12 protein-coding genes are annotated in these 24,259 nt (G+C 42.3%); 5 read left to right on the top strand and 7 right to left on the bottom strand.

Features of this window, described 5'->3' with window-relative positions; genetic code table 11:
- Positions 1–5 precede the first annotated feature (5 nt).
- The 6 genes from HFD85_RS16985 to HFD85_RS16960 all read right to left on the bottom strand — a co-directional run bounded on the left by HFD85_RS16985 (position 6) and on the right by HFD85_RS16960 (position 9,582).
- Positions 6–1,463, bottom strand: coding sequence for a hypothetical protein (locus HFD85_RS16985; protein WP_167612604.1), 1,458 nt, complete (start codon positions 1,461–1,463; stop codon positions 6–8).
- A gap of 11 nt (positions 1,464–1,474) precedes the next feature.
- Positions 1,475–2,845, bottom strand: coding sequence for a hypothetical protein (locus tag HFD85_RS16980; protein ID WP_167612602.1), 1,371 nt, complete (start codon positions 2,843–2,845; stop codon positions 1,475–1,477).
- A 98-nt stretch (positions 2,846–2,943) separates the two neighbouring features.
- Positions 2,944–4,029 (bottom strand): DUF5007 domain-containing protein, encoded by a 1,086-nt coding sequence (locus HFD85_RS16975; protein ID WP_167612600.1) that lies wholly within the window; start codon positions 4,027–4,029, stop codon positions 2,944–2,946.
- A gap of 87 nt (positions 4,030–4,116) precedes the next feature.
- Positions 4,117–4,767 (bottom strand): fasciclin domain-containing protein, encoded by a 651-nt coding sequence (locus HFD85_RS16970; RefSeq protein WP_167612598.1) that lies wholly within the window; start codon positions 4,765–4,767, stop codon positions 4,117–4,119.
- 66 nt (positions 4,768–4,833) lie between these two features.
- The gene (locus HFD85_RS16965) at positions 4,834–6,372 is read right to left on the bottom strand and encodes a RagB/SusD family nutrient uptake outer membrane protein (protein WP_167612596.1); all 1,539 of its coding nucleotides are present in this window, start codon (positions 6,370–6,372) and stop codon (positions 4,834–4,836) included.
- Between the two features lie 24 nt (positions 6,373–6,396).
- Positions 6,397–9,582, bottom strand: a complete 3,186-nt coding sequence (locus HFD85_RS16960; RefSeq protein ID WP_167612594.1) for a SusC/RagA family TonB-linked outer membrane protein — start codon at positions 9,580–9,582, stop codon at positions 6,397–6,399.
- Between the two features lie 379 nt (positions 9,583–9,961).
- Between HFD85_RS16960 and HFD85_RS16955 the strand changes: the two genes are divergently transcribed.
- The gene (locus HFD85_RS16955; protein ID WP_167612592.1) at positions 9,962–14,197 is read left to right on the top strand and encodes a hybrid sensor histidine kinase/response regulator transcription factor; all 4,236 of its coding nucleotides are present in this window, start codon (positions 9,962–9,964) and stop codon (positions 14,195–14,197) included.
- 5 nt (positions 14,198–14,202) lie between these two features.
- Here HFD85_RS16955 and HFD85_RS16950 read toward each other — a convergent pair whose 3' ends face one another.
- On the bottom strand, positions 14,203–15,735 hold the full coding sequence (locus HFD85_RS16950; protein ID WP_167612590.1) for an SLC13 family permease: 1,533 nt from the start codon (positions 15,733–15,735) through the stop codon (positions 14,203–14,205).
- A gap of 149 nt (positions 15,736–15,884) precedes the next feature.
- On the opposite strand from HFD85_RS16950, the gene HFD85_RS16945 reads away from it, so the two are divergent.
- From HFD85_RS16945 to HFD85_RS16930, 4 genes are all read left to right on the top strand, one after another.
- Positions 15,885–16,235 (top strand): thermonuclease family protein, encoded by a 351-nt coding sequence (locus HFD85_RS16945; protein WP_167612588.1) that lies wholly within the window; start codon positions 15,885–15,887, stop codon positions 16,233–16,235.
- 64 nt (positions 16,236–16,299) lie between these two features.
- Positions 16,300–18,519, top strand: a complete 2,220-nt coding sequence (locus HFD85_RS16940) for an APC family permease (protein WP_167612586.1) — start codon at positions 16,300–16,302, stop codon at positions 18,517–18,519.
- A 128-nt stretch (positions 18,520–18,647) separates the two neighbouring features.
- Complete coding sequence (locus HFD85_RS16935) at positions 18,648–19,544, top strand: mechanosensitive ion channel family protein (protein ID WP_167612584.1); 897 nt, start codon at positions 18,648–18,650, stop codon at positions 19,542–19,544.
- 205 nt (positions 19,545–19,749) lie between these two features.
- Complete coding sequence (locus tag HFD85_RS16930; RefSeq protein ID WP_167612582.1) at positions 19,750–24,231, top strand: CehA/McbA family metallohydrolase; 4,482 nt, start codon at positions 19,750–19,752, stop codon at positions 24,229–24,231.
- Positions 24,232–24,259 lie beyond the last annotated feature (28 nt).

Here is a 24,259-nt window from a genome sequence, read left to right as displayed (position 1 = left end):
TTTAATTATTTTTGATTTAAATCTTCTTTTATTAAAGAATCTGATTTATTTACCTTTATTCCATGTTGATTAAACCATGTAAACATGTCTTTTTTCATGGCCATGCTTAACAAGGTCACAGTTTCATTCATTCCATAGCTCGAAATGTTTTCCGGCTTAGCGTAGGTTCTTTTTAATTTGAAATAATCGGCCAATAGTGTTGGATTTTCCTTTCGAAGTTGTTCAAGAATCCAATACGATTTTCCCCAGTGAATATCATTGCGGGCTCCTTTTTCAAGTTCCACACCTTCACCTGTTAAGTTTCCCTGCAGGTCGTAATTAGTCATGTCGGCATCGTATTTCAATGCACGTTCGATGGTTTTGGCAATTCGTTTTTCGGCTTCTTCCTTGTAGCCCATGTCCATCATAACAAGGTTCCCTACATAGGTTGCAATGGGTTCGTTCCACACTTCGGCAAAAGGAAGTACCCACGAGTGCACTGATTCGTGCGTTAAAAACTCAATCATGGAATCATCGCGTTCAGGGAAACCACCCCACCAAACCGCCAGGGCGATAACCGCTCCACTCGAGAAACCTCCGCCACCGGTAGCCAGCAATGTAATTTTCGATGCCATTCCGGGTGACAGCGGCACTCCCATCCGGGTTTCGATAAATGGAAAAGTTCGCTTGTACACTTCCTCCATCGCACCGGCATAAGGTTTCATATAGTCGTTGTAAGTCAGAACGAAGGATCCCATGTCCTCACTATACTCCAGATTTTCAATGCCACATCCTTTAAAAGGTTGGTTGGCATTCACTTTTTTCCCGCTAGCGATCTCCGGTAAAATCGTTTTCCAAAGCTCCACGTTTATCGAATCCCTTGCACTTGGATGACTTCCTGCAAGCGACCGCGATGCAACAAGTAGCGTACCTGCTCCGACCTTTGTTTTTGCCATCACCGGTTTATTTTCGGAATCGCTAACAATTACCTGCCAGCTTTTTGCCTGGTTGAAATCGAGCACTGCGCCATTTGCGGCTTCTATTTCAGTATTGGAGAAGCGTTCTTCAGCCTTAAAAGGTAAAGTTGCCGCTTCGCTGAATTGAGTCCCGAAATTCTTTAGTAAAGTATTCTGTGCCCTGGTTTTCTCCGAGCCAAATACCACAACACCTCCACCATCGTTAAGAAAATCATTGATTGTCTTCAGGTCTTCAGGAGTATAATCGATTCTATCATCACACGACAGCAAAATCAACAGGTTGGCGTTCGAAAAATCCACATGGTACAAATCGCACCAGTTGGTTACGCCTTTATGTCCTTTTAAATATTGCTGATGAAAACGGTGGTCGGCATAAAACGAAAATTCGTGCGACAAATCAGTAACTGCATGTACACGATTCGATTTAACATTTTGAGCCGAAGTATGCTGAAAACTCAACAATACCAACAAACAGGACAAGAGGAATATAATTCGTTCTCTCTTCATTTTTAATATTACTATTTAAAGGGGACTTTTACAATTACCGTTTCGCCTTTCCCTTCTTCGTTGGCAATACTTTGTATGGTCCACAAATCGGTCAGGTTGTCCCCGTCAATCGTGCTTCCACTGTAATCGCCCCAGGCTACGCCGTCGGTTGCGCCTTTTCCTTCGCCAAGTTTAACGATCTCGCGCAATTCTCCTTTTGGATCGCTCGCTTTCCGGAACGCCATTCGGGGACTGATGTACATATTTTCGTTTGTTTCCTGAAACCCTACCAACACATCGTTGTGCTTATTCACCGCAATGGTGGTTTGAATAAAATTACTTTTAGGATCGCTGATCCTTCCACTTTGAACAAGGGTACCATCGAGATTTAGCTGATGCCATTGCACAGCCGAACGTTCGTTGTAATTTACGGCATGTGAAAACCAGATACAGTTACTTTGCAAAACAAGGTTCTTAGGATTTCTGTCGCCGGATGACGTGACCTGATCGGTTCCTTTTTGCGGCGACTTTGGCGGATAACTGTAGTTACTAAGGCCATGAGGTTGAACAGCCACCACCTTTGCCAGCGGTGCCCCGTTCTCATCTTCATAAACCCTGGTGATTACAAAATTCTCGCCTTGTATCTTAAAGAAGTAGAGATCTTCAATATCGTCCTGGGTAAAAACGGGGTGTCCAAGACTGCCTTCGAAATGATATACGGTTGCCGGCTGGCCGTTAATCGCATCTTTCATTTTCAAAACAAAAGTTTGCTCTTTTCCTCCCGGGAAGGAATAACCAATCCATTTTTTACTAAAACCGATTCCACCGCCATCTTTTCCTTCGGCAGCCGAAACCGGATAAATGTTCCAGGCACCAAGTGGATTATCGGTTTCCGAAACAGCGATATTTACCGGCTTTACTTTCAGGCTATCCCAATACACCCACAGATCGAATCCAAAAACACGGTTGTGCGGATCGAAAAACAACTTGGGATCGATTCCATTGGCAAAGGCTTTTTGCGAAACGCCGTCAACAAAATTTCCGGACTTGTCGTAAATCACCAAACCGGAGTTGGTTGCGTGAAAAACATAACCGCCACCTACCGCAATTTGCGGATCCACCTGGCGATTACCGTCCTGAGAACCATCAAATTGCAAATATCCGTTAACGGTTCGAGGATTTCCTCCCTGTACACGTTGCGGATAGTCATTCTTTCGAAATTCCGATTTTTTTATTGGCGCAACTACCTCTGTACGAGATGGACGTTTCACCAGATTTATAACATCGGGAGCCGGTTGATATCGCTGCCCGATTACCGAAAACGATGTGAACACAAGAAACAGACTTAATGCCAAATAAGTCTGCAAATGGCGCATCGATTTTTTTGCTGCTGTATTTAACATGATAAACAATAAAGATTTATTAGGTATCTATCGATTCAGAAAAATAATAAAAATAAAAGGTTGCCCCACGAAGGTGCAACCTTTTAACTATTTGCTGTTTATTGAATAACCTTTGAATAAGGAATACGCATTTTAATGTTCCAGGTACCCGAATCGTTGATTTTGATACCCCAGCGAATGTATGCCTCGCAAACAATGTTTCCTGTGGTTTCATTAACTTTGAACTGGCTCCAGTCCATCGCACCTTTATCAGCTTCGTATGCTTCTTTATCAACTGTAAAAGCATCGCGAGTACTTATGTAGTACATCAGGTACGAAGAGTTACCAGAGTAATTCCTTCCAAACTGTGGGAACGGAGGAGCAGGCAACGAAAACGAAGTACTAAATTCGCTTTGAACTGTTTCAGTTGAGTTGTCGTGGAAATTCTGTAAATAACTTGCTCCCGAAGGATAAAAAGCGATTTTAGAAGCCGGAATTGGCTGATCGTGACTATCTGTAACGGTCATGATGACTTTAATACCCAGACTTGGTTCGTCACTGGCTTTAGTGACGCTAAAATACGGGTGCGTACCATCCAGTACGCTCGGCACACCGTCGTCGTAATCGTTCATAATTTTAGCAGTAGCTAAATCATATTTACTGCCGTTTGTTTTGATTAAGTTGTTACGCGAACGCATTTCAGTTGGGAATTCAACCGGTGCAAAAGGCATCATTTTAACCACTACAAAACTATCCAGTTGGCGGTCGCCACGAACATTTGAAACGTTTACATCGATATTAAAAATATCGTTCTCAACAAACTTACTTGCCTGTGTAAATGCTAATTCACCACTTACATCGTTGATCAACAGTGTTGGTTGCATCGACAGTTCGAGTTTTTCTTCGGCCAAAGCAAGTGTAGTATCCGTATCAGGATTAAATGCCGAAGTCCAGATCAGAATTTCATGTTCTTCGAACAACTCATTCGTAGAGTTTCCATTTTCATCCTGTACATCGGTAATTACCCACTTCAGCGGATAAGTTGAACCTTCAGCAGCAGGAGCAGCCGATGTCATAAAAGATCCCCTCGGAACAAAAACAGTGTCCTCCAGAGCATGAATATTGTCGCTGATGTAGCCCACCTCGGGTTGTACACACGAGCTTGCTGCTATCAGAATGGAGAATATATAAAGTAATTTTTTCATATACATTTTGTTTTATTCAATTGCCGGTTTTCCTTATCAGCATAAAATGCCGGATCACAGGTTCACCGGTAAAAGCATTAATTTTTGTTATTCACCCTCGTAATCAAAAAGTGTATGCGAACCCTGTAAAACGTGAATCACACCATTTGTAGAGATCAGGTTTGAAGTGCGAACGATAATCTTTGTATCGTCTTTCAGGTTATCCCAGTCATCCCACGAAGTACCATATTTATAGGTGTAATAAACATATTCAGGTGCGATTGTCAGGTTATTACCATATGCAATCTCTCCCGATAATACCGGTTCGAGCGAAATTCTTCGTTGTTCTCCGTTCACGGCCGTGTAAATCTGTCCTTCTTTGGACATATCGTCGCGAGTGATTTTTGTGTCGAAAACATAGGCACCCATGTATTTCTGTAAGGTATCAAGCGGAATGTCATCGATGGTGTAAGTTGCCAATGGATCTTCTTGTCGAAGTTCACTTAATACTTCATCCAGATATTTATTAACCGAAAGGTTATTGGCAACAAATACTGTGCTTTCACCGTCGACTTCATCAGCAAGCCCTGCCCTTTCAATAAGAATGGCAAAGGTATCGAGTTGTGGATGTTGTTTCAGATAAGCCATCGTGCTCATATACACATTCGGATCGCTGAGCCCTCCATCCACCAGGTAGTCGTCTTGTTCGCATGCGAAAAAGGCAACTGCTATCATGATTATGAAAAGTAACTTTTTCATGTAATTTGTTTTTCTTGTTTCGTTTACCTGTCTCGAAATCCGAAACAGGTATATTCTTCATTTAAATTATACTTTACCTCTCCAGTATTCGGTTTGAACAATGGATGGATTCACCGAAATTACGTTAGGGTGAATAGGCCAGAAATAACCCTTCTTCGACAAACGGTCGACGTTCATCCACGGCACGCCTTCGTAATAATAGTCCATTCTGATGCGGTCGAAACCCGACTGACCTTCTCCAACGAATTCAATCGCGCGCTCATCGAAAATGGCTTTGATCATGCTAGCGCGGTCAGTTGCTCCGCTGTAAGGAAGTACACCTGCTTTGCTTCTGATCTCGTTCAGGTCCTGAACCGCCTGGGGACCTTTTCCCTGTTTGGCTAAAGCTTCAGCCCTGAGCAGGTACATATCTGCCAAACGGAAAATCAGGATGTTTGATTCCGAGAACTGTGCATAAGGATCTTCTGAGTTTGGATCCGGTGATTGCAGCGCGTATTTCGTTAAAAACGAATCGTTGGGCTTGCTGTATTCATAAAAGAACAGCGCTTTTCTGGCATCGTTGGCATAATCCGGATTCTGGGCAATGAACTCGTTTCCGTAGAAATCGGGATTCATTTTTGGCGCTTTGTTCGTGTTCTTGTTTTTCCAGATCGGGTAATTCAGAGTTAATCCGGTGTAGTAAGCATCTGCGTCACTCATACGAAATGATTCGTTCATACTTGCATCAACATTAATCTCGAACAAACCGGTTTTCGATTGTCCCCAACACATGTCTTCGTAACCATCGATACTGTCGGTCACATAATCAATCAGAGAAGCACCACTGTTGTTGATTACCGAAGTTGCGGCATCAACACAAGCCTGGAGCATTTCGCTGTTGTCGTTGTCGCGGCTCGAATACCACAGCGTTAAGTGGGCTTTTAAAGCTTCGGCACTGGCTTTGTTGGCCTGAATTGCCCAGCTTGGATCACCAGGATTTGAATACTCAAGGTTAGCGATTGCTTTTTCCACAGCACTCAAGGCATAATCCAAAACTTCTTTTTCCGACGAACGTGGGATACGTACTACGTAGCCATCATCGGTAATCAACTGGTCTGACGACTCGATTGATTCTGTTACAATTGGTGCTTCACCCCAAATACGAGCAATATAAAAGTAGGTTAATGCACGTACAAACGCTGCTTCACCAATTATTCTTTTTTGCTCTTCGGGTGAGTCAAACATGTCTTCGGTCATTCCTTCAACATACGACTCGATGGTCATTGCCCAGTTGGCTGCACGGTAGAGATCTTTCCAGTTTCGTGAACCATCACGGTAGGCCAATACATAGTTACCGCTACCTTCAATGTAGTCAACAATCCAGTTCTGGCTGTCCATAAAAGTCATACCGGTAAATTCGCCCCAGAAAAGGAAATTCGACTGATAAGTAATGGCATATTTAAGCAAACTATACGAACCTGCCAATGCCTGTTCGGCGTTACTCTGACTCACCCAAAACACATCGGGATGGGTGATCGTAATGGGCTCCTGATCGAGTAAGCTGGTACAGCTTTGCGATCCGAGCAAGCCCAGTGTAATCAATAAACTATAAAATATTTTCTTCATTTCTTTACTGTTTTATTTTCACGGTTAAAATCTAACATCTACACCAAACGAAATGGTGGAAGCTTGTGGATATCCGTTTCCGTAAACACGGCCTTTAGCATCAACCAATGAGGCGTCAACAACAGTTTTCGAACGCTGCCATTGGTATGGATTAAGTACGCTTGAGTAAACACGGAGTCTGCTCAACCCTAACTTGCTTATAAAGCTGTTTTTCTCGAACGTGTAACCGATTGAAGCATTGGTGATTTTCCAGTAATCGCCACTTTCGAGCCACATTGTTTGTACACCTCTAAATCCATAGAAGGCACCCAGTCCTGAACCTGCAGGATACATGGCAGGGAAACGAACTCCGGCAGCACCGTCGCCCGGTTTTTCCCAGAAAGAGAGGTGGCTAAGATCAGCCAAACCATTCTTCGCCCAGCCTGTTCCACCGCGGTCGTATGCATCCATATAGCTGTTTAATACCGTATTCATGATATCTGCTCCAAAAGAGAACTGGCTGTACGCTCTCAGATACCATCCTTTGTATTGCAGGTTGATATTGAATGATCCCATGATATCAGGGATTGGCGAATATTCACGAGCCAACTGTAAATCATGTGTCTCATTCAGAATGTAGTCGCCGTTAAGGTCTTTCCAGATCGGGAATCCGGGACGGATGGCTGCCCACGCACTTTTACCAGTAAGCGGCTGTCCGGTGTATGGATTCACAGGTAGTTGCGACAGGTCATCAATAATGTAATCGTTGATGAACATTTTGTACAGGTTGATTGGCAAACCAACCACATATCCGTAGTCGCCACCGGTGTAGTCTTTGTTCCCGTTCGGAAGTTTACTGATGAAGTTCTGGTTTCTCGACAAACCCGAGCTTAATTCCAGGCGCAGTTTATTGTTACGCGGGAATACATGCCATTTCACCATCGATTCCCAACCGTAGTTCAAAATTCCGGCAACGTTAGCCTTGGCGCTGTTATACCCTGAATAAGCCGGGAAAGTAATGTCGAAGAAAAGTTTGTCGGTAAGCTTGTTATAAGCATCGAAAGTAACGCTCAAACGCTGCTTGAACATGTCGAGCTCGAAACCAAGGTTCCACTGACGTGAGTTCTCCCACGATAATTTATCGTTACCAATGGCGCCATAATTCGGAACAACACCTGTTGTTCCACCGTAGCTTGATACGTTCATCTGGTTGGTCCAGTATGCTGATCCACCGTAACCCAGGTTGTATTTTCCATAGCGCAGGTAATTCTCGGTAAACTGCTTACCGTTGATACCCCAGCTGAATTTCACTTTTGCAAAATCAACAAAGCTTTCTTTTACTCCGGCAAACCAGGGTTCGTCGGAAATAACCCAGGCCGCAGAAAGCGATGGGAATTTTGCCCAACGTACATCTTCACCAAAACGTGAAGAGCCATCAAGACTGAAGTTTCCACCTACAATGTAGCGGTCTTTGAATTTATAGCTGAAACGTGCAAAGTAAGAAAGCAGTGCATTTTCTGCGATATCAGTATAACCACTGATTTCATCTTTAGTGTAACGATCGTTAATTACTTTAATCGCATCACTACCAAAACCAACGGCATACATCGCCATGTCTTCGTAACGGTTATAATCCACTTTCTGACCGAGGATACCTGTTACTTCATGGTCACCAAATTCTTTGAAATAACTCAGGTAAGTGTCCGAAGAAAGGTTTCTACGGGTGTACAATGCGTAACTGGCAAAACCATCACCTTCCTGACGGGTAATTGATGGTTCGTAGAAATTCTTTTTGTTACTGCTGTATACAAACGTAAGCTGCGAGTTCAGTGTCAGTCCTTTAAAGACATCGAGTTGAGCCAGGTTCGAAAGTGTTGTTTGAATGGTTTGGTCGGTATTCATTTTTTCTTCCAACTCGCCCTGAAGACCTTGCAAACGCGAGTCCTCAACGAAGAACAACGAAGACTGCAAACTAGCCGGATCTACAGGCAGTGCAGGATTCGAAGAAGTTGCATCGTGATACGGGTTTCCTTGTCCGGTTTGCTGATCGGTAAAAACCGTACGTGTTGTAAGTTGGTTTCTGAAGAGTTTACCGACTTTCGAATTCAGGTTAGCTGAGAATGTATAACGATCGAGGCCGGTAGCTTTCACAACACCTTTATTATCGTCGTAACCAAACGAGATACGGTAGTTGGAAGCTTCAGATCCACCGCGCATACTAAAACTGTATTGCTGCTGTACACCTGTTTGGTAAAACAAGCCCTGGTAATCGATATTGTTATTGAACGCGGGGTTCAAACTATCGGTAAGCATGATCGGCACTTCACCGGTTTGCAGGTAATCCGGTGTCCACCAGGTATTGATCATGTCCATTTTAGCACGACGTTCAGCTGCACCTACCAACATGCCTACCAATTCAGGCTTAGGCTGAAAACCGTAGTTGGCTGTAAAGGTAAATTCCGGTTTATCCATCGCTTTACCTTTTTTGGTATTAATAATAATAACACCATTGGCACCACGCGAACCATAAATTGCAGCTGCCGAAGCATCTTTCAAAATGTCGATACTTTCGATATCAGCCGGGTTCAATGAAGCCAGGAAGTCGAGGTTAGAAACATTGTAACCTGCAAGGTCTTCCAATGAAGTCTGTACCCCGTCAACAACATATAAAGGATTACTAAATGCCGTGTTTGCATTCAGGTCGCCAGAAATACTGGTATTACCACGAATCATAATAGCACCACGTGCACCGGGAGCACCACTTAAGGTAATGTTTTGTACACCCGTAGATTGCGAAGCCAAAAGCGAAGAAACACTCGTAACAGGAATGTTTTCGAGATCTTCTGCACCAATACTGGTAACCGAAGCGGTAAGGTCCTTTTTGTGAACGGTCTGATAACCAATGGCAACAACTTCGTCGATACTTTGCGAGCTAGCCTCGAGTTGAATATCGATGGTCGTTTGTCCTGCCACCGGTAATTCAACAGTTTCGAGCCCTACAAACGAAAATACTATTACAGCATCGTTCGGTACTGCCAGAGTAAATTGGCCGTTTACATTAGTAATAGTACCATTAGTGGTACCTTTTTGAATAACATTGGCACCAGGTAAAGTGATACCATCCGGATCCCGGACTACGCCCGTGATCGTCTTTGTTTGTGCCATTACCCCTTCCACCGTGAGGCAAAAAAAGGAAAATAGCATCAGAGCAAAAACCAAGGTTTTTTTCATACAACTAGATTTGTTAAATTAAACGTTTTGATTTCCTGAACAGGCTTTGGCCCGCCGATCGTTAAAAGTAGATGAATGAAAATGGGACGTTCTGCACGAATTCGCCAATAAACCGTACAAATCACCAACACACAAAGACAAATCAATCACAGTATCGCACACATCATGCATCTTCTAATTGTCCTCCAATAAAAAAATACTCCCAATATGCTATTTTTCAATGCATTACAAACTCTACGCACAGTTATCCTTATTTTTTTATGAAGAAATGGTTTTTCTTACTTTTTTAATTTTTTGTAATGTATATCCATGCTTTATGATTAAAATCAAATCTTATTGTATTCGTTTATCTAACTTAGCACGCGATTAAAGTGTGTGTATGAAGACCTTTTTTTACAAGATTTTTCTTTTGCTGTTTTTGTTTCTTTCCATTCAGTTGAATGCCAATGTGAGGTTTACACATCTGACGATACAGGATGGACTATCGCAGCTAAGTGTAAAAAGCCTCTTCCAGGATTCGAAAGGCTTTATCTGGGCAGGAACAGCCGATGGCCTGAATCGCTACGATGGTTACGAGTTTAATATATATCGCAACATTCTGGAAAAAGAAAACTCGGTGGGAGGCAACGACATTTCCTGCATTTACGAATGTGTGAATGGGACCCACTTATTTATTGGCACACAGGATGCGGGTCTTTTTTTGTACAACAGAGATCGTGACAATTTTCGAAGTATTACGTCCAAAATTGAGCAATCGCGTTTACACATCAAAGACATTCTTGAGGATGCAAATGGAACCATATGGATTGCTACATTAAAAGACGGATTGTTTCGATACAGTATTTCAGACTCGGTACTTTACCCGGTTTCCTTTGGCGGCGAAAATCAACCGACTGCAATAAACAGTCTTGCTTCAGATGAATCGGGAACCTTGTGGTTAGGCTGTAATAACGGACTTTTTACGATGAGCCAGATTACAGCGGATCATCCTGCAGAACTGCAAAAAATAAATTATACAGCAGCAAAAACTTCCCCTAACGTGCGGGTTTTAACCTTTGATGTAAAGGGATATTTGTGGATCGGGACACAGAATGATGGTTTGTTTTGCATTCACCCGAGATCAACTTACAATAAACACTATCTGGCCGGTGATGAGCGTAATGCGCTAAAGTCGAATCAAATAAATGACATCATTTGTGACGATGATGGAATATTCTGGATTGCCACAGCTAACGGCTTGTATAAGTTCAATCAAAAAAACAAAGAGTTCGAGATTTTTCGCAACCAGAAAAATAATCCGGAGTCGATTAGTGCAAATCAAATTTATTGCCTGCTTAAAGACGATTCAGGTATTCTTTGGGCCGGGACCTACGCAGGCGGCATTAATAAACTGGATTATCATCAGTATCGTTTTCCCATATACCATGTTTTACAAACTGAAGATGAAAATACTTATTCGCTTCAGGACATTAGGTCATTTCAAATCGATGATCAAGAACATGTCTGGATAGGCACTTCAAACGGATTATACGAAATCTCGCGGAATGACCTCACAACATCGCCTGAAATATTCAGCAAAGTTACCTGGCACAACAAAAACCAATATGTAGGTGCACTGGGTTCAATTAAAAACGGAATAATTGTAAGTTCAGAATCATTTATCGAATTTATAGATCACAGTGGACAAAGGCATAATTTCACAGCTAAAATATTAGCGCAAACGGGAGTTGAGATCACGGCCTTCAGACATTCGGTAAGTGATGACCAGGGTTGTCTCTGGCTTGCCACCAGTCTTGGATTGCTAAAATACAATCCCACAGAAGATACCTTCAATCTTTTTAAGCCACCGGTTCCGGAAGACGAGAAAAAAACGCCCAACCTGAGTACATTGTTTTTCGATCATTCAGGAAAACTGTGGGTTGGTACACACAATACCTTTTTGTACGTATTCGATATTCATAAAGAAAGCTTCGAACCAAAACTAAGTGATATAAAATTGAACGGTGGCAGAGGATTTTCGAAGATATTCTCCATCAACGAAACACGTCCGGGAAATATTTGGCTGGGAACCGACCGGGGATTATTTCATCTTGATGATAACAGCCATGAACTAACAAAATTCAATGTTGAAGACGGACTCCCAAACAACATTGTATATGCAGTAGTACCCGAGAATGATCGAAAAGTTTGGTGCAGCACCAATCTCGGAATTACCTGCTTTGATACCGAAACCAAAACCTTCAGTAACTACTCCAAAGATGATGGTCTTCAGGGATTTGAATTTAATGAAGGGGCATATTTAAAAGACGACAAGGGTTTTATTTATCTTGGAGGAACGGATGGCTTCAACGTTTTTAACCCTTCGAATATAATAACCAACAATTACCTGCCCAAGGTGGTTATTACCGAAATGGAGATTCAGTACAAAGAGGTAAGTCCTGAAAATTTTCCAGATGTTGTTGACAAACAAATCAGTGAGGTGAGTTCACTAAAGCTACACCATAAATTAAATACCTTTAGTTTTACATTTACAGCATTGAGCTACAGCCTTCCGCAACGCAACAAATACCGGTTTTGCCTTACCGAAGAAGGTCAGGATGACAACTGGATTGATGCCAAATTAAGCAGAACCGCAACCTATACCAATGTACCACCCGGAAATTACCTGTTTAAAGTAATGGGATCGAATGCAGACGGCGTCTGGAATCCGGATCCCACAACAATAAAAATAACCATCGTACCTCCATTTTGGCAAACTTCGTTATTCCGGATACTCGTCATTTTACTTATTGGATCAGGATTTTATGCATTCGTTTATTTCAGACTGAAACAGATACGAAACCAACAGCAGAAATTAAAGCAACTCGTGCGGGAAAAAACCCTTGAGCTTACCGAGCAAGCCAAGCAAATTGAAAGGCAGAATGCTGAACTGCTCAGGGTTAACAGGAAGATGGCAGAAAAGAACAAACACCTGTATGACCAACACCAGCAAATTTCTGAACAACGCGACAAATTGCTAAAAATGGCCGAGACTGTTGAAGAGAGCAATCAAGCCAGAATTCGCTTTTTCACCAGTGTATCGCACGAACTCCGCACTCCATTAACACTCATAATTAGTCCGCTAAAGGCTATCCTGAATAACTTCGACAAAACTTCAACCGGCGATTTGAAACGAAATCTGGGTAACATGTACAGCAATGCCTCAAAACTGCTGTTGATAGTCAACCAGTTGCTTGATTTCAGGAAGGCAGAATCCGAAAAACTGCAGCTTCATGTGAGCCATTTCAACCTGGTAACATTTGTTCGCAATTCTTTTTTACTCTTCGATGATCTTGCCAAACAAAAGAATTTTAGTTTCAGCTTCAATGCGCCTTCGGATAACATTCCGATCTGGGCCGATTCCGACAAACTGGAAAAAGTAATTTACAATTTGCTGTCGAATGCTTTTAAATTTACCGATGTCGGTGGAAAAATCGTTGTTGGTATCTTTCCGGCCAGCGATGGTAAAAGCGTCACTATCTCCATACACGACACCGGAATAGGCATCGAACAGGATAAACTTCCCTTCATTTTCGAACAGTTTTACCAGTTAAAAACTCCACAACAGATCAATATTGCAGGAAGTGGGCTGGGACTGGCTTTGGTGGCCAAATTCATGGAATTGCATAAAGGGAAAGTATCTGTTAAAAGCGAGCCCGGCGAAGGGACGGTATTTACTGTAACCTTGCTCACGGGCAAAGATCATTTTGATGACAATGTCGTTTTTGAAAAGGAAACGATCGACAATTCCGATCTACTCAAATCGACCATCCGGCATTATTTGCCAATGCTGGAGCAAGAAACTATTCAGGAACAGGATAAAAAGCATACTGTTCTTTTGGTAGAAGACGACGAAGATCTGCGTGCTTTTATGAAAGAAATCCTTGTGCAGCAATTTCAAGTAATTGAAGCCAGCAATGGAGTATCCGGTCTGCAGCTGGCAGAAGAACGGAATCCGGACGTGGTGGTTAGTGACGTAATGATGCCCGGCATGGGCGGTTTTGAATTGTGCAACAAGATCAAATCAGAGTTTAGTACCTGTCACATTCCTGTTATCCTGCTCACATCGCTGGCCGATCAGGAAAGTCATTTTACTGGGATTGAAGTTGGTGCCGACGATTTTATTACCAAACCTTTCGACAACCGGCATTTGGTATTGAGTATTCAAAATATGATCTCAGGAAGAAAACGGTTGCAAAATAAGTACCGCCTTATTGATTCGAATAATATGAACTCAATTGTATCCGGCGATGCCGATCAGGTTTTTATTAAAGAAGCAATAGGCTTTATAGAGCAACACCTGAGTGATTCAGATTTTAACGTTGAAAGTTTGTGTAATCAATTGCAAATGAGCCAATCGCAATGCTATAGAAAGATAAAATCAATTACTGGCTTTAATATTTCGGAATTTATTCGGAATACACGATTGAAAAAGGCTGCCGAATTGTTGGTAACTGGTGAGTATAAAATAAATGAAATTGCCTACGAAACAGGCTTTAACGATCCAAACTATTTTACGCGTTGCTTTACACGTTTATTTGGGGTCAGACCCTCAGAATACGGTCGGACGATTTGATAGACCTATTTGGGGATTGCCCAGTCTGGAAAAGCTGACACATCGATATCGAAAACCAGAGTACCCCAGAAATACATAATCAGGGTGGCAATAATTATTCCTGTTAAATTTAGAAGGATCCCCGTTCGCACCATGTCTTTCACCCGAATTCGGTTGGTGCCAAAAATAATGGCGTTTGGCGGTGTAGCCACGGGTAACATAAAAGCCAACGAAGCTGCCAGTGTTGCCGGGATCATCAGCAAAAGCGGATTAATTTTAATGGTAACCGATAAACCGGCCAGAATTGGTAAGATCATCTCGGTAGTAGCTACATTCGACGTAAGCTCAGTTAGAAACGAAACCATGGTAACATTGGCTAGGGTAAGTACTAACGGCTCAACATTCGCGAGGCCGGCCAGTTGTTCGCCAAACCAGGTTGATAATCCCGATTCGACAAATCCCTGGGCCAAAGCAAAACCTCCGCCAAATAACAAAACAATGTTCCATGGAATTCTGCGGGCCGTTTCCCAGTTCATGATCCGCTCCCCTTTTTTTGATTTCGAAGGAATGATAAAAAGCAAAATGGCTATAAAAATGGCAACCGTTCCATCATTGATATAAGAAGGATTTTTGAAGAGTTGCGCCCAACCCGGAACTACAAATGACTGTATATTGAATCCGGATCGAAATATCCATAAAAATGCCAGTACCGTAAACAAAATCAAAACAATTTTCTCTTCCGTTTTGGCTTTACCCAACGCCATGTATTCCTTTCTGAAATCGCTGATCTCAAGTTGCTTCCAACTCGTTTTTGGACGATACATAAAATACAACAAAAGCCAGGCAGCGATAAACAAAAGGACGGTTACCGGCAAAGCATAAATAAACCAGTCGGCAAACGATATTTCGGTCATTTCGGGAAAAATAATACTGACAATCCGGGCAAATGAAAGATTGGGCGGGGTACCAACCAACGTGGCAATACCACCGATTGATGCTGAATAAGCGATACCCAGCAAAAGTCCGACATTGTACTTTGCCATATTCTTTACTCCTACCGATTCTTCAAGCTTCATAATTATTGAAAGTGCAATCGGCACCATCATCATCGCCGTAGCTGTGTTCGACATCCACATCGAAAGAAAAGAGGTTGCCAGCATAAATCCCAACAGGATTCTTCCCGGACTGATTCCAAACAGGATAAGTATACGTAATGCAATCCGGCGGTGCAGGTTCCAGCGTTCCATGGCAAATGCCATTAAAAAACCACCAATAAACAAAAAGATCAGGTGATTAAAATACATGGATGAAACCGTCTTACCATCCACCACTCCGAACAAAGGAAACAAGGCCACAGGAAGAAGTGCCGTAACTGCCAGCGGAATGGCTTCGGTGATCCACCAAACCGCCATCAGCAAGGCTATTGCAAAACAATACGTAACCTGCGGATTGCCGGGCTTCAGGTCAGCAAAAAGCATGATAAAAAGAGAAATAAGTGGCGCTAAAATCAATGCTAATTTTGTGGTCCAGCCAGATTTTGCTTTTTCAAGTTTAGGCATCAGCTTGCGTTTATTTCCTTCTAATTTAATAAAAGAATGGCAGTTGCTCTCATCCTTGAACACAAAAATAAACAGAACTACTCTGGCAACGAATCTTGATTATAAGCCACATTTTGGTTAACTTAACTTGAATTTATAACACAATACAAATGTTTACATACAAAGCAAAGGTAGACCGTGTAGTTGATGGCGATACAATCGATCTGGTAATTGACCTTGGATTTAAAATAACAACGTTTCAACGCATACGGCTGCGGGGAATCAATACCCCCGAAACCTACAATGTAAAAAAGGATTCTGAAGAATATAGAAAGGGAATCAAAGCCAAAGCTTTTGTTATTGAGCGCCTTAAAGACAATGAAAACGAAGTTATTGTTGAAACGGATAAAGACGTTGGCAAGTTTGGCCGCTACATTGGCATTATACGACTGGCCGACGCTGAACAAACACTAAACGATGAACTGGTAGAAAAAGGTTATGCAGAATATGCCGAATACTAAGCTGTTTAATTTGTATTCCCATTAAATCGTTTTATCTTTTCTACGTTCAATTTTTATACTTTTTATGACGAAGCAAATCAGGCAATTTGGGACAGCGCCCGTTTTTTTCACAGCCATTTCAACCATTTTAGGAGCCATTCTGTTTTTACGCTTTGGCTATGCAGTCGGAACACTCGGTCTTTGGGGAGTAGTTCTAATCATTCTTCTCGGACACCTTGTAACCATACCAACTGCGCTGGCAATTTCAGAAATCGCAACAAACAAACGCGTTGAAGGCGGCGGCGAGTATTTCATCATTTCCCGATCATTCGGATTAAATATTGGAGCAACCATTGGTATGGCGCTGTATTTTTCGCAAGCCATCAGCGTTGCGTTTTATGTGATCGCCTTTACCGAAGCTTTTGAATTTCTTTTCGACTGGATTGCGCGAACCTATGATTTTATTCTGCCGCGTCAGGTAATAAGTCTGCCTGTAATGATAGGTTTAGCAGCTTTGATTATAAAAAAAGGTGCCAATCTTGGTGTTAAGGCCCTCTATATTGTTGTTGGAATTTTGCTGATCTCGCTAATCATGTTTTTCCTGGGTCACACTGACCATGCCGAAGTAACCAGCTATACATTATCGGACAGTGCATTCCGGAATCCACAAAGTTTCTTTGTTGTTTTTGCCATCATTTTTCCTGCATTTACTGGAATGACAGCCGGTGTGGGCTTATCAGGCGATTTGAAACGCCCTTCCAAATCAATTCCGCTGGGAACAATCCTTGCCACTGTTTCGGGTATGATCATTTACTTTTTCGTGGTATTTAAACTGGCATCATCGGCACCGATTGAAGACCTGTTGAACAAACAGCTCATCATGGCCGACATTGCCATTGCCGGGGTGATTGTTGTACCTCTCGGACTTGCGGCCTCCACCATTTCATCGGCTTTGGGATCGTTTATGGTAGCGCCGCGTACTTTGCAGGCACTGGCATTGGATAAAGCTCTGCCGTCGAAGCGGGTTAACCGATGGCTTTCTACAGTAAACCCGGCCGATAACGAGCCACAAAATGCTTCCTTGGTTACAGCCATCATTGCTTTTGTTTTTGTCGCACTCGGAAATGTAAACGCAGTGGCGTCCATCATTTCCATGTTTTTTATGGTTACTTACGGTTCGCTTTGTTTGATCTCTTTTCTGAATCACTTTGGCTCCTCCCCTTCATACCGGCCTACCTTCCGCTCCAGGTGGTTCATTTCCCTGGTTGGATTCCTGGTTTCGGTGTGGGTGATGTTCAAAATAAGTACACCGTATGCATTGCTTGCCATTGTTGTAATGACTCTGATGTATTTGTACGTTAATCACTACCATAAATACCGAAAAGGATTTGCCTCTATTTTTGCCAATGCGCTCTTTCAGCTTAACCGCGATTTGCAGGTGATGCTACAAAAAAGAAAAGATAAGGTGTCGCGTCAGGAATGGCGACCAAGTGCAATTTGTATTTCGAGTAAGCCTATTCATCAGAATAAAGCATTCGACCTGCTCAACTGGATTTCGTTCAAATACGGATTTGGCACTTATTTGCACCTGATTGAAGATTATTATTCGAGAAACACGGTGGAACTGGCCGAGAAAAAATTACACGAGATCATCGAAAACGTCAGCCATGTAACCAATTATGTGTACATCGATACGATCATTTCGCCATCGTACACTTCAGCTATTTCGCAAGCCATACAAATACCCGGAGTTGCCGGAATGGAAAACAACATGGTGATTTTTGAGTACGATAAGGAAAGTCCGGATAAACTCAAAAAAGTGATCGATAACTTTGCGCTTGTTAACAGTGGGCAATTTGATATTTGTATCCTGGCATGTTCAGAAAAACCGATGAACATGAAAAACGGCATTCATGTATGGATAAATTCACTCGATACCGAAAATGCCAACCTGATGATCCTGCTGAGTTTTATTATTCTTGGTCACCCCGATCTGAAAAAAGCTGAAATCAAAATATTCGCTCTTTGCAAGGAGGAAGAATTACCATCGATAAAACAGGAATTACGCAACCTGGTGATATTGGGACGTTTGCCAATTAATGAAAAGAACATAAAGGTCATCATTCAACCTGAAGGAGTTCCGGCAAGAAGGATTATCTCAGAAAAATCGGATAAAGCCGGTCTGACATTAATTGGTTTAAGAGAAGAAATGGTGAAGCATGGCAAGGAAGAAGTTTTTGAGGGCTACGATGAGTTGGGTACGGTACTTTTTGTTCATTCCAAAAACCAGAAAAGCATTCACTAAAAACGACATTTGCAAATTGCTCTATTATACGTAAATTTCATTTGTTTAATATTGATTCTTTGTATCGTAACAAATGTAACCCGTCCCTTTAACCAGGGACTCGGGTCATTTCGAAAAGGCAGTAACCCATGAAACAGCTGAATGAATTTATTACGCATCATGTTGGTTTGAATACCGAAACCCTGAGCAAAGTGGCAGTAACTGCACTCATCATTATTTTTCTGTCGCTTTTAAGGATACTCATACTGCGCTTAGTTTGGCGAAATACCGAAAATGTGAAAGTCCGTTATCAGTGGAAACGATCTTTGTCGTTTATCATTCCAACAATTGGCTTTTTGCTTATCGGCGCTGTTTGGGTAAAGGCGTTTGAAGAGTTTGGCACCTTCCTTGGGCTCTTCACTGCCGGTATTGCAATCGCCTTAAAAGATCCACTCACGAACTTTGCCGGCTGGCTGTTTATTATCTTCAGAAAGCCTTTTGTGGTTGGCGACCGTGTTCAGGTTGGCAATCATACCGGAGATATTATCGATATCCGTCCCTTTCAGTTTACTATGCTTGAAATTGGTAACTGGGTGGATGCTGACCAAAGCACAGGAAGAATTATTCACCTGCCAAACGGAAAAGTATTTTTAAAACCACAGGCCAACTATAGTTCGGGCTTCGAATACATTTGGAATGAAGTGGCCGTGAACATTACTTTCGAAAGTAACTGGGAAAAAGCAAAATCACTTCTGGAACAAATCATCAACGAACTGGAAGAAGACATTCCGATTAAGGCACAAAAGGAAATTCGCGAAGCCAGTAAAAATTACATGATTTATTACAAACACCTTACTCCTATCGTTTATACATCGGTTAAGGAATTTGGTGTTCGTTTAACGGTTCGTTATTTGTGCAATCCACGCACCCGGCGTGGCAGCGAAAATGCGCTTTGGCAAAAAATCCTGTTGGCTTTTCAATCTGAAAAAGACATTCAGTTTGCTTACCCAACTACACGCTTTTATACAGCGGGAGAAAAAAACTGAAGCAATTTCATACCTTCAAATAGTATTTGCATCAATTAAAAAAAAACAGGATTTGCTACGGCTTGAAAGACGAAAGAATATCGAACATAAACCCATATTGATGCATTTGTGAAATTCAGTTTTTTATTTGAAACAAAAAATCGTATTTTGTATCGATCTTATTTTCAGGCCCTTTATAAAATCAATTACAAAAAACGACTAAATCATGAAAAACCAGGCTTCAATCACTTTCAAAATTAGTGTATTACTTATCTTGTTGATTATAGCAGGAATGGTAAATGCTAAACCGGATGCAAAAGATCGGAACACGCCAAAGCCTGCTATCAGCACTGCAGCGGCAATTGGAGGCTATAATGTTTATTACGGACATCTGCATAACCACTCGAACGTTTCGGATGGAGCAGAAACTCCTGATTATGCGTACAATTATGCAAAAAATACTGCCGGTCTCGATTTCTTTGGATTATCAGACCATGCAAGTGCCATTGGCAGTACTGAATGGACCACCATTAAAAATGCTGCCAACACTTACAACGAAGACGGTGTATTTGTTGCGTTCTGGGGATTTGAATGGTCGCACAGCACGCAGGGCCACGTTACAATAATAAACACTGATGATTATTGTACAACAAATTCAGAACCTAACTTCAGCAATTTACTGTCATGGGTGAATTCGCGCGAATGTGCTGCCTTTTTTAATCATCCCGGCCGACAAAATTCAACCGATCAGGAATTTGGTCAATTTCTTAACACTCCTTCCGAAAAGTTTGTAGGCATGGAATTGTGGAATAAGACCGATATTTTTAATGTGTATTACTACAATGACGGTTATTACTCTGCAGACGGGAACCTGGGCTATTTTGATGAAGCATTGATACGTGACTGGAAAATTGGTGCAGGCGGTTCGGAAGACAATCATACAGTAGATTGGGGAACCCGCACAGATAACAGACTAGCCGTACTCGCGAATAGCCTGACCAGAGCCGATATTTATGATGCAATTAAGAATAAACGATTTTTTACCACGCTTGATAAGAACCTTAAAATGTCCTTCCAAATTGATGGACAGGAAATGGGCTCGACCGTTCAGGGCAATTCGGGGCAATCGCTTCAAATAACCGCATCGGATGACGATGGAGAGGTTTTTACCACGGTGCAGTTGCTGCTAAATGGCACTGTGCTTTCCACTTGGTCGCCGGGGACATCAGATGTAAGTATAGTAGAAAATATAAGTACCTCTGATGGTGATTATTACTACATAAAAGTTACACAAGCAGATGGCGATGAAGCCATATCTTCACCAATATTTATTGAAGGTGGAATTTCGAATGTTTCGCCGCTTTGTGCAATTACCGGTCCCGAAGACGGACAGCATTACGATTTAACGCAATCCATAGTTCTTTCGGCTGATGCTACTGATTCAGATGGAACTATTTCGCAGGTTGAGTTTTTTGTTAATGAGGTTTCGGTTGGCACCGACAACTCATCGTCTTACGAAGTAAGCTGGACAATTCCTGCGAACGGAGCCTACACCATTACTGCAAAGGCAACTGACAATCTTGGAGCGGTAACAAGTTCTGATCCGGTGAACATTACCGTTGGAACATTTACAGAAACAGTCTCTGTTCAGATTGCATCAAGCAACGATGATGTGGAGGAAGGCCAGAATGGAACCATTTACACAAACAGTACCGACCTGGAATTGATTTATGATACGTACATGGACCAGTTTTTGCAAACCGTCGGATTACATTTTCCTGACCTCAATATTCCGCAAGGAGCAACAATCACAAATGCCTGGGTGCAATTTACAGTTGATGAAGCTTCAACCGGAACTGTTGAGCTGACCATTTCGGGAGATGCCTGTGATGATTCGCCGGCATTTACAAGTTCAGCATACGAGCTTTCCAACCGTAACCGAACTACAAATACGGTAAGTTGGAGCCCGTCTGACTGGAACACAGTTAACGAAGCCGGTGTAAATCAGCAAACACCCAATTTATCAACTGTTATACAGGAAATTGTCGACCGGCCAGGATTCACTGCTACGAGTGCCATATCGCTGTTTATTACCGGTACAGAAACCAACAAAAGAGTTGCCATGGCCTATGACGGAGTACCATCTTCGGCAGCCGTTTTAACTATTGATTATATTGTTGGGGATCAAAATATCCCACCTGTAGCAGCATTTACACACAACGCTAATTATCTGACAGTTAATTTTACGGATGAATCAAGTGACAGTGATGGAACAATTTCCGCATGGTTATGGGATTTCGGGGATGGAAGTACATCAACCAGTCAGAATCCTACTCATACGTATTCCTCTTCAGGAACATATACCGTTACCTTAATTGTATTCGATAATGACAATGCAAGCGACAACACAGCGCAGCAGTTTAGTGTTAATTGCCTCGACACCGACGGCGATGGTGTTTGCGATTCCAATGATGATGAAATTAATTCACCGTGTCCTGACAATGTGGATGAATTTGGAGTTTCTGTCGACACCGATAACGACGGACTTGCCGATTGTGTCGACGGTTGTCCTGACGACCCTAATAAAACCACGCCGGGTGCTTGCGGATGCGGTGTGCCAGATACCGATTCTGACAATGATGGTGTTGCCGATTGCAACGATCTTGAGGAGAATTCACCCTGTCCGCAGGACGTTGATGAAAATGGCGTTTCTTTCGACACAGATAATGACGGCATTGCTGATTGTTTGGATCAGGAATTAAATTCACCTTGTCCTGACGATGTCAATGATTATGGTGTTTCTATTGATACGGACGGCGATGGTCTTGCTGATTGTTTGGATGGTTGCCCTGATGATGCAAACAAAACGACACCGGGCGACTGTGGCTGTGGAATTGCGGATACGGATACGGATAATGATGGTATAGCCGATTGTATTGACGGCTGTCCTAACGATCCGAATAAAACAGAGCCCGGAGATTGTGGATGTGGAGTGGCAGATACGGACGCTGATAACGATGGCATTAGCGACTGTATCGATCCCTGTATTGCGCAAACTACCGGTTTTACCGATAATTCATTAAGTCACACAGGTACTGGTTCAAATTCAACAACCTTAATCCTTCCCAACAATAGCCAGGACGTATCGTTCACAATTTCAAATATCGATGAAAAAACCAGACCAGCATCGAAAAGCTATGACGAATGGGTAACAGTACAGTACGACAATGGTTTTGGGAATACTACCTTAGGAACATATTCCAGTGTAAGCTCTGTGCTTATCGAAATTCCAGAAACGGTAGTATCTGTTACTGTTAGCCTGACAGATGGAGGAGATGGTGATTCAGGAACATCAACGATGAGTATCACTTTCAGTCCGGTTAATTTCTGCGTTGCGAATGTTGAGCCCTGCAATGACGACGATAACGACGGAGTATGTAACGAAGTTGACCAGTGCCCCGGATTTGATGATTATGCTGACGAAGACGGGGACGGAATCCCTGACGGCTGCGATCCCTGTAATGATCTGATCGATACGGATGGAGATGGTATAAGCAATTGTATTGATTTGGAACTCAACTCACCTTGTCCCGGCAATGTCGATGCCTACGGAGTATCATTAGATTCTGATGGCGATGGCATTTGTGATGAAAACGATATTTGTTCCGGATATGATGATAATTTTGATACCGATGCTGACGGAGTTCCGGATGGTTGTGACATCTGCCCGGGATTTAACGATACTGTTGACACAGACGGCGATGGTATTCCGGATGACTGTGATCCATGCAATGATTTGATTGATTCTGATGGTGATGGATTTAGTGATTGCATTGATGCAGAACCAAATTCACTGTGTCCAAATATTGTAGATGACAACGGAGTATCAATCGATTCAGACGGAGATGGTGTTTGCGATGATATTGATAACTGTCCGAATGTTGCGAATGCAGATCAGTTAGATTCTAATAATGATGGTATTGGAGATGCCTGTGAAGCTTCGGATTACTGTGTCCCTGAAAATATGATCATTAACGGTGATTTTATCCGGACTGTAACGGTTGGCAGTTTTACTGAAACTTTCGGCTTAGGATCGGGCTATGAATACTATACCGACAATATCGTTTCACTAAGCACGGGAACTAACACCGTTGAACTTACTCCTGAGAACAGTAAGAACCGTAATTACTGGAAAATCTGGATCGACTCTGATTACGACGGTGTTTTTGATGATTTAAGCGAAACAGTTCTTTCTATACCAAGTAAAAAGGGAACAATCAGTGCACAAATTTCAGTTCCTGCAATCACCAGAAATACCCGAATGAGAATCAGTATGCGAAATCTGGCATTGCCTTTGCCTTGCGACGACAACTTTGAAGGAGATGTGAAAGATTTCGAACTTTCTCCAGCAGCATCAACCAAAAGCGCTTCAATGAATCCTTCAATATTAATTGAAGAAGAATTGTCGTTTAAAGTCTATCCGAATCCGTTTGTTGATGAAATTAATATACTTATTAACGGAACAGGGGAATATGAGAAATCCAGCGTTCATATCCACGACATTGCAGGTAAATTGGTTTACACGGAAGTTTATGGTAAAGAAGGTAGAATCACGATACAGGATTTACAACTCAATCCGGGATGCTACTTTATCACCGTTCAACTGGACGACTGGACAAAAACCGAACAACTGATAAAAACACATTAACTGAATATCGAATAAAACGAAAAGGCTG

It is taken from the genome of Maribellus sediminis, assembly GCF_011799805.1.
In the GTDB taxonomy this organism is placed as follows: domain Bacteria; phylum Bacteroidota; class Bacteroidia; order Bacteroidales; family Prolixibacteraceae; genus Draconibacterium; species Draconibacterium sediminis_A.
This window is presented reverse-complemented; position numbering and strand designations above follow the sequence as displayed.

Excerpts from the sequence above, each read along its gene's own strand:
- HFD85_RS16930 (WP_167612582.1), top strand. The coding sequence starts at position 19,750 with ATGAAAAACCAGGCTTCAATCACTTTCAAAATTAGTGTATTACTTATC.
- HFD85_RS16940 (WP_167612586.1), top strand. The coding sequence starts at position 16,300 with ATGACGAAGCAAATCAGGCAATTTGGGACAGCGCCCGTTTTTTTCACA.
- HFD85_RS16950 (WP_167612590.1), bottom strand. The coding sequence starts at position 15,735 with ATGCCTAAACTTGAAAAAGCAAAATCTGGCTGGACCACAAAATTAGCA.
- HFD85_RS16980 (WP_167612602.1), bottom strand. The coding sequence starts at position 2,845 with ATGTTAAATACAGCAGCAAAAAAATCGATGCGCCATTTGCAGACTTAT.
- HFD85_RS16960 (WP_167612594.1), bottom strand. The coding sequence starts at position 9,582 with ATGAAAAAAACCTTGGTTTTTGCTCTGATGCTATTTTCCTTTTTTTGC.
- HFD85_RS16965 (WP_167612596.1), bottom strand. The coding sequence starts at position 6,372 with ATGAAGAAAATATTTTATAGTTTATTGATTACACTGGGCTTGCTCGGA.
- HFD85_RS16970 (WP_167612598.1), bottom strand. The coding sequence starts at position 4,767 with ATGAAAAAGTTACTTTTCATAATCATGATAGCAGTTGCCTTTTTCGCA.
- HFD85_RS16935 (WP_167612584.1), top strand. The coding sequence starts at position 18,648 with ATGAAACAGCTGAATGAATTTATTACGCATCATGTTGGTTTGAATACC.
- HFD85_RS16945 (WP_167612588.1), top strand. The coding sequence starts at position 15,885 with ATGTTTACATACAAAGCAAAGGTAGACCGTGTAGTTGATGGCGATACA.
- HFD85_RS16975 (WP_167612600.1), bottom strand. The coding sequence starts at position 4,029 with ATGAAAAAATTACTTTATATATTCTCCATTCTGATAGCAGCAAGCTCG.
- HFD85_RS16955 (WP_167612592.1), top strand. The coding sequence starts at position 9,962 with ATGAAGACCTTTTTTTACAAGATTTTTCTTTTGCTGTTTTTGTTTCTT.
- HFD85_RS16985 (WP_167612604.1), bottom strand. The coding sequence starts at position 1,463 with ATGAAGAGAGAACGAATTATATTCCTCTTGTCCTGTTTGTTGGTATTG.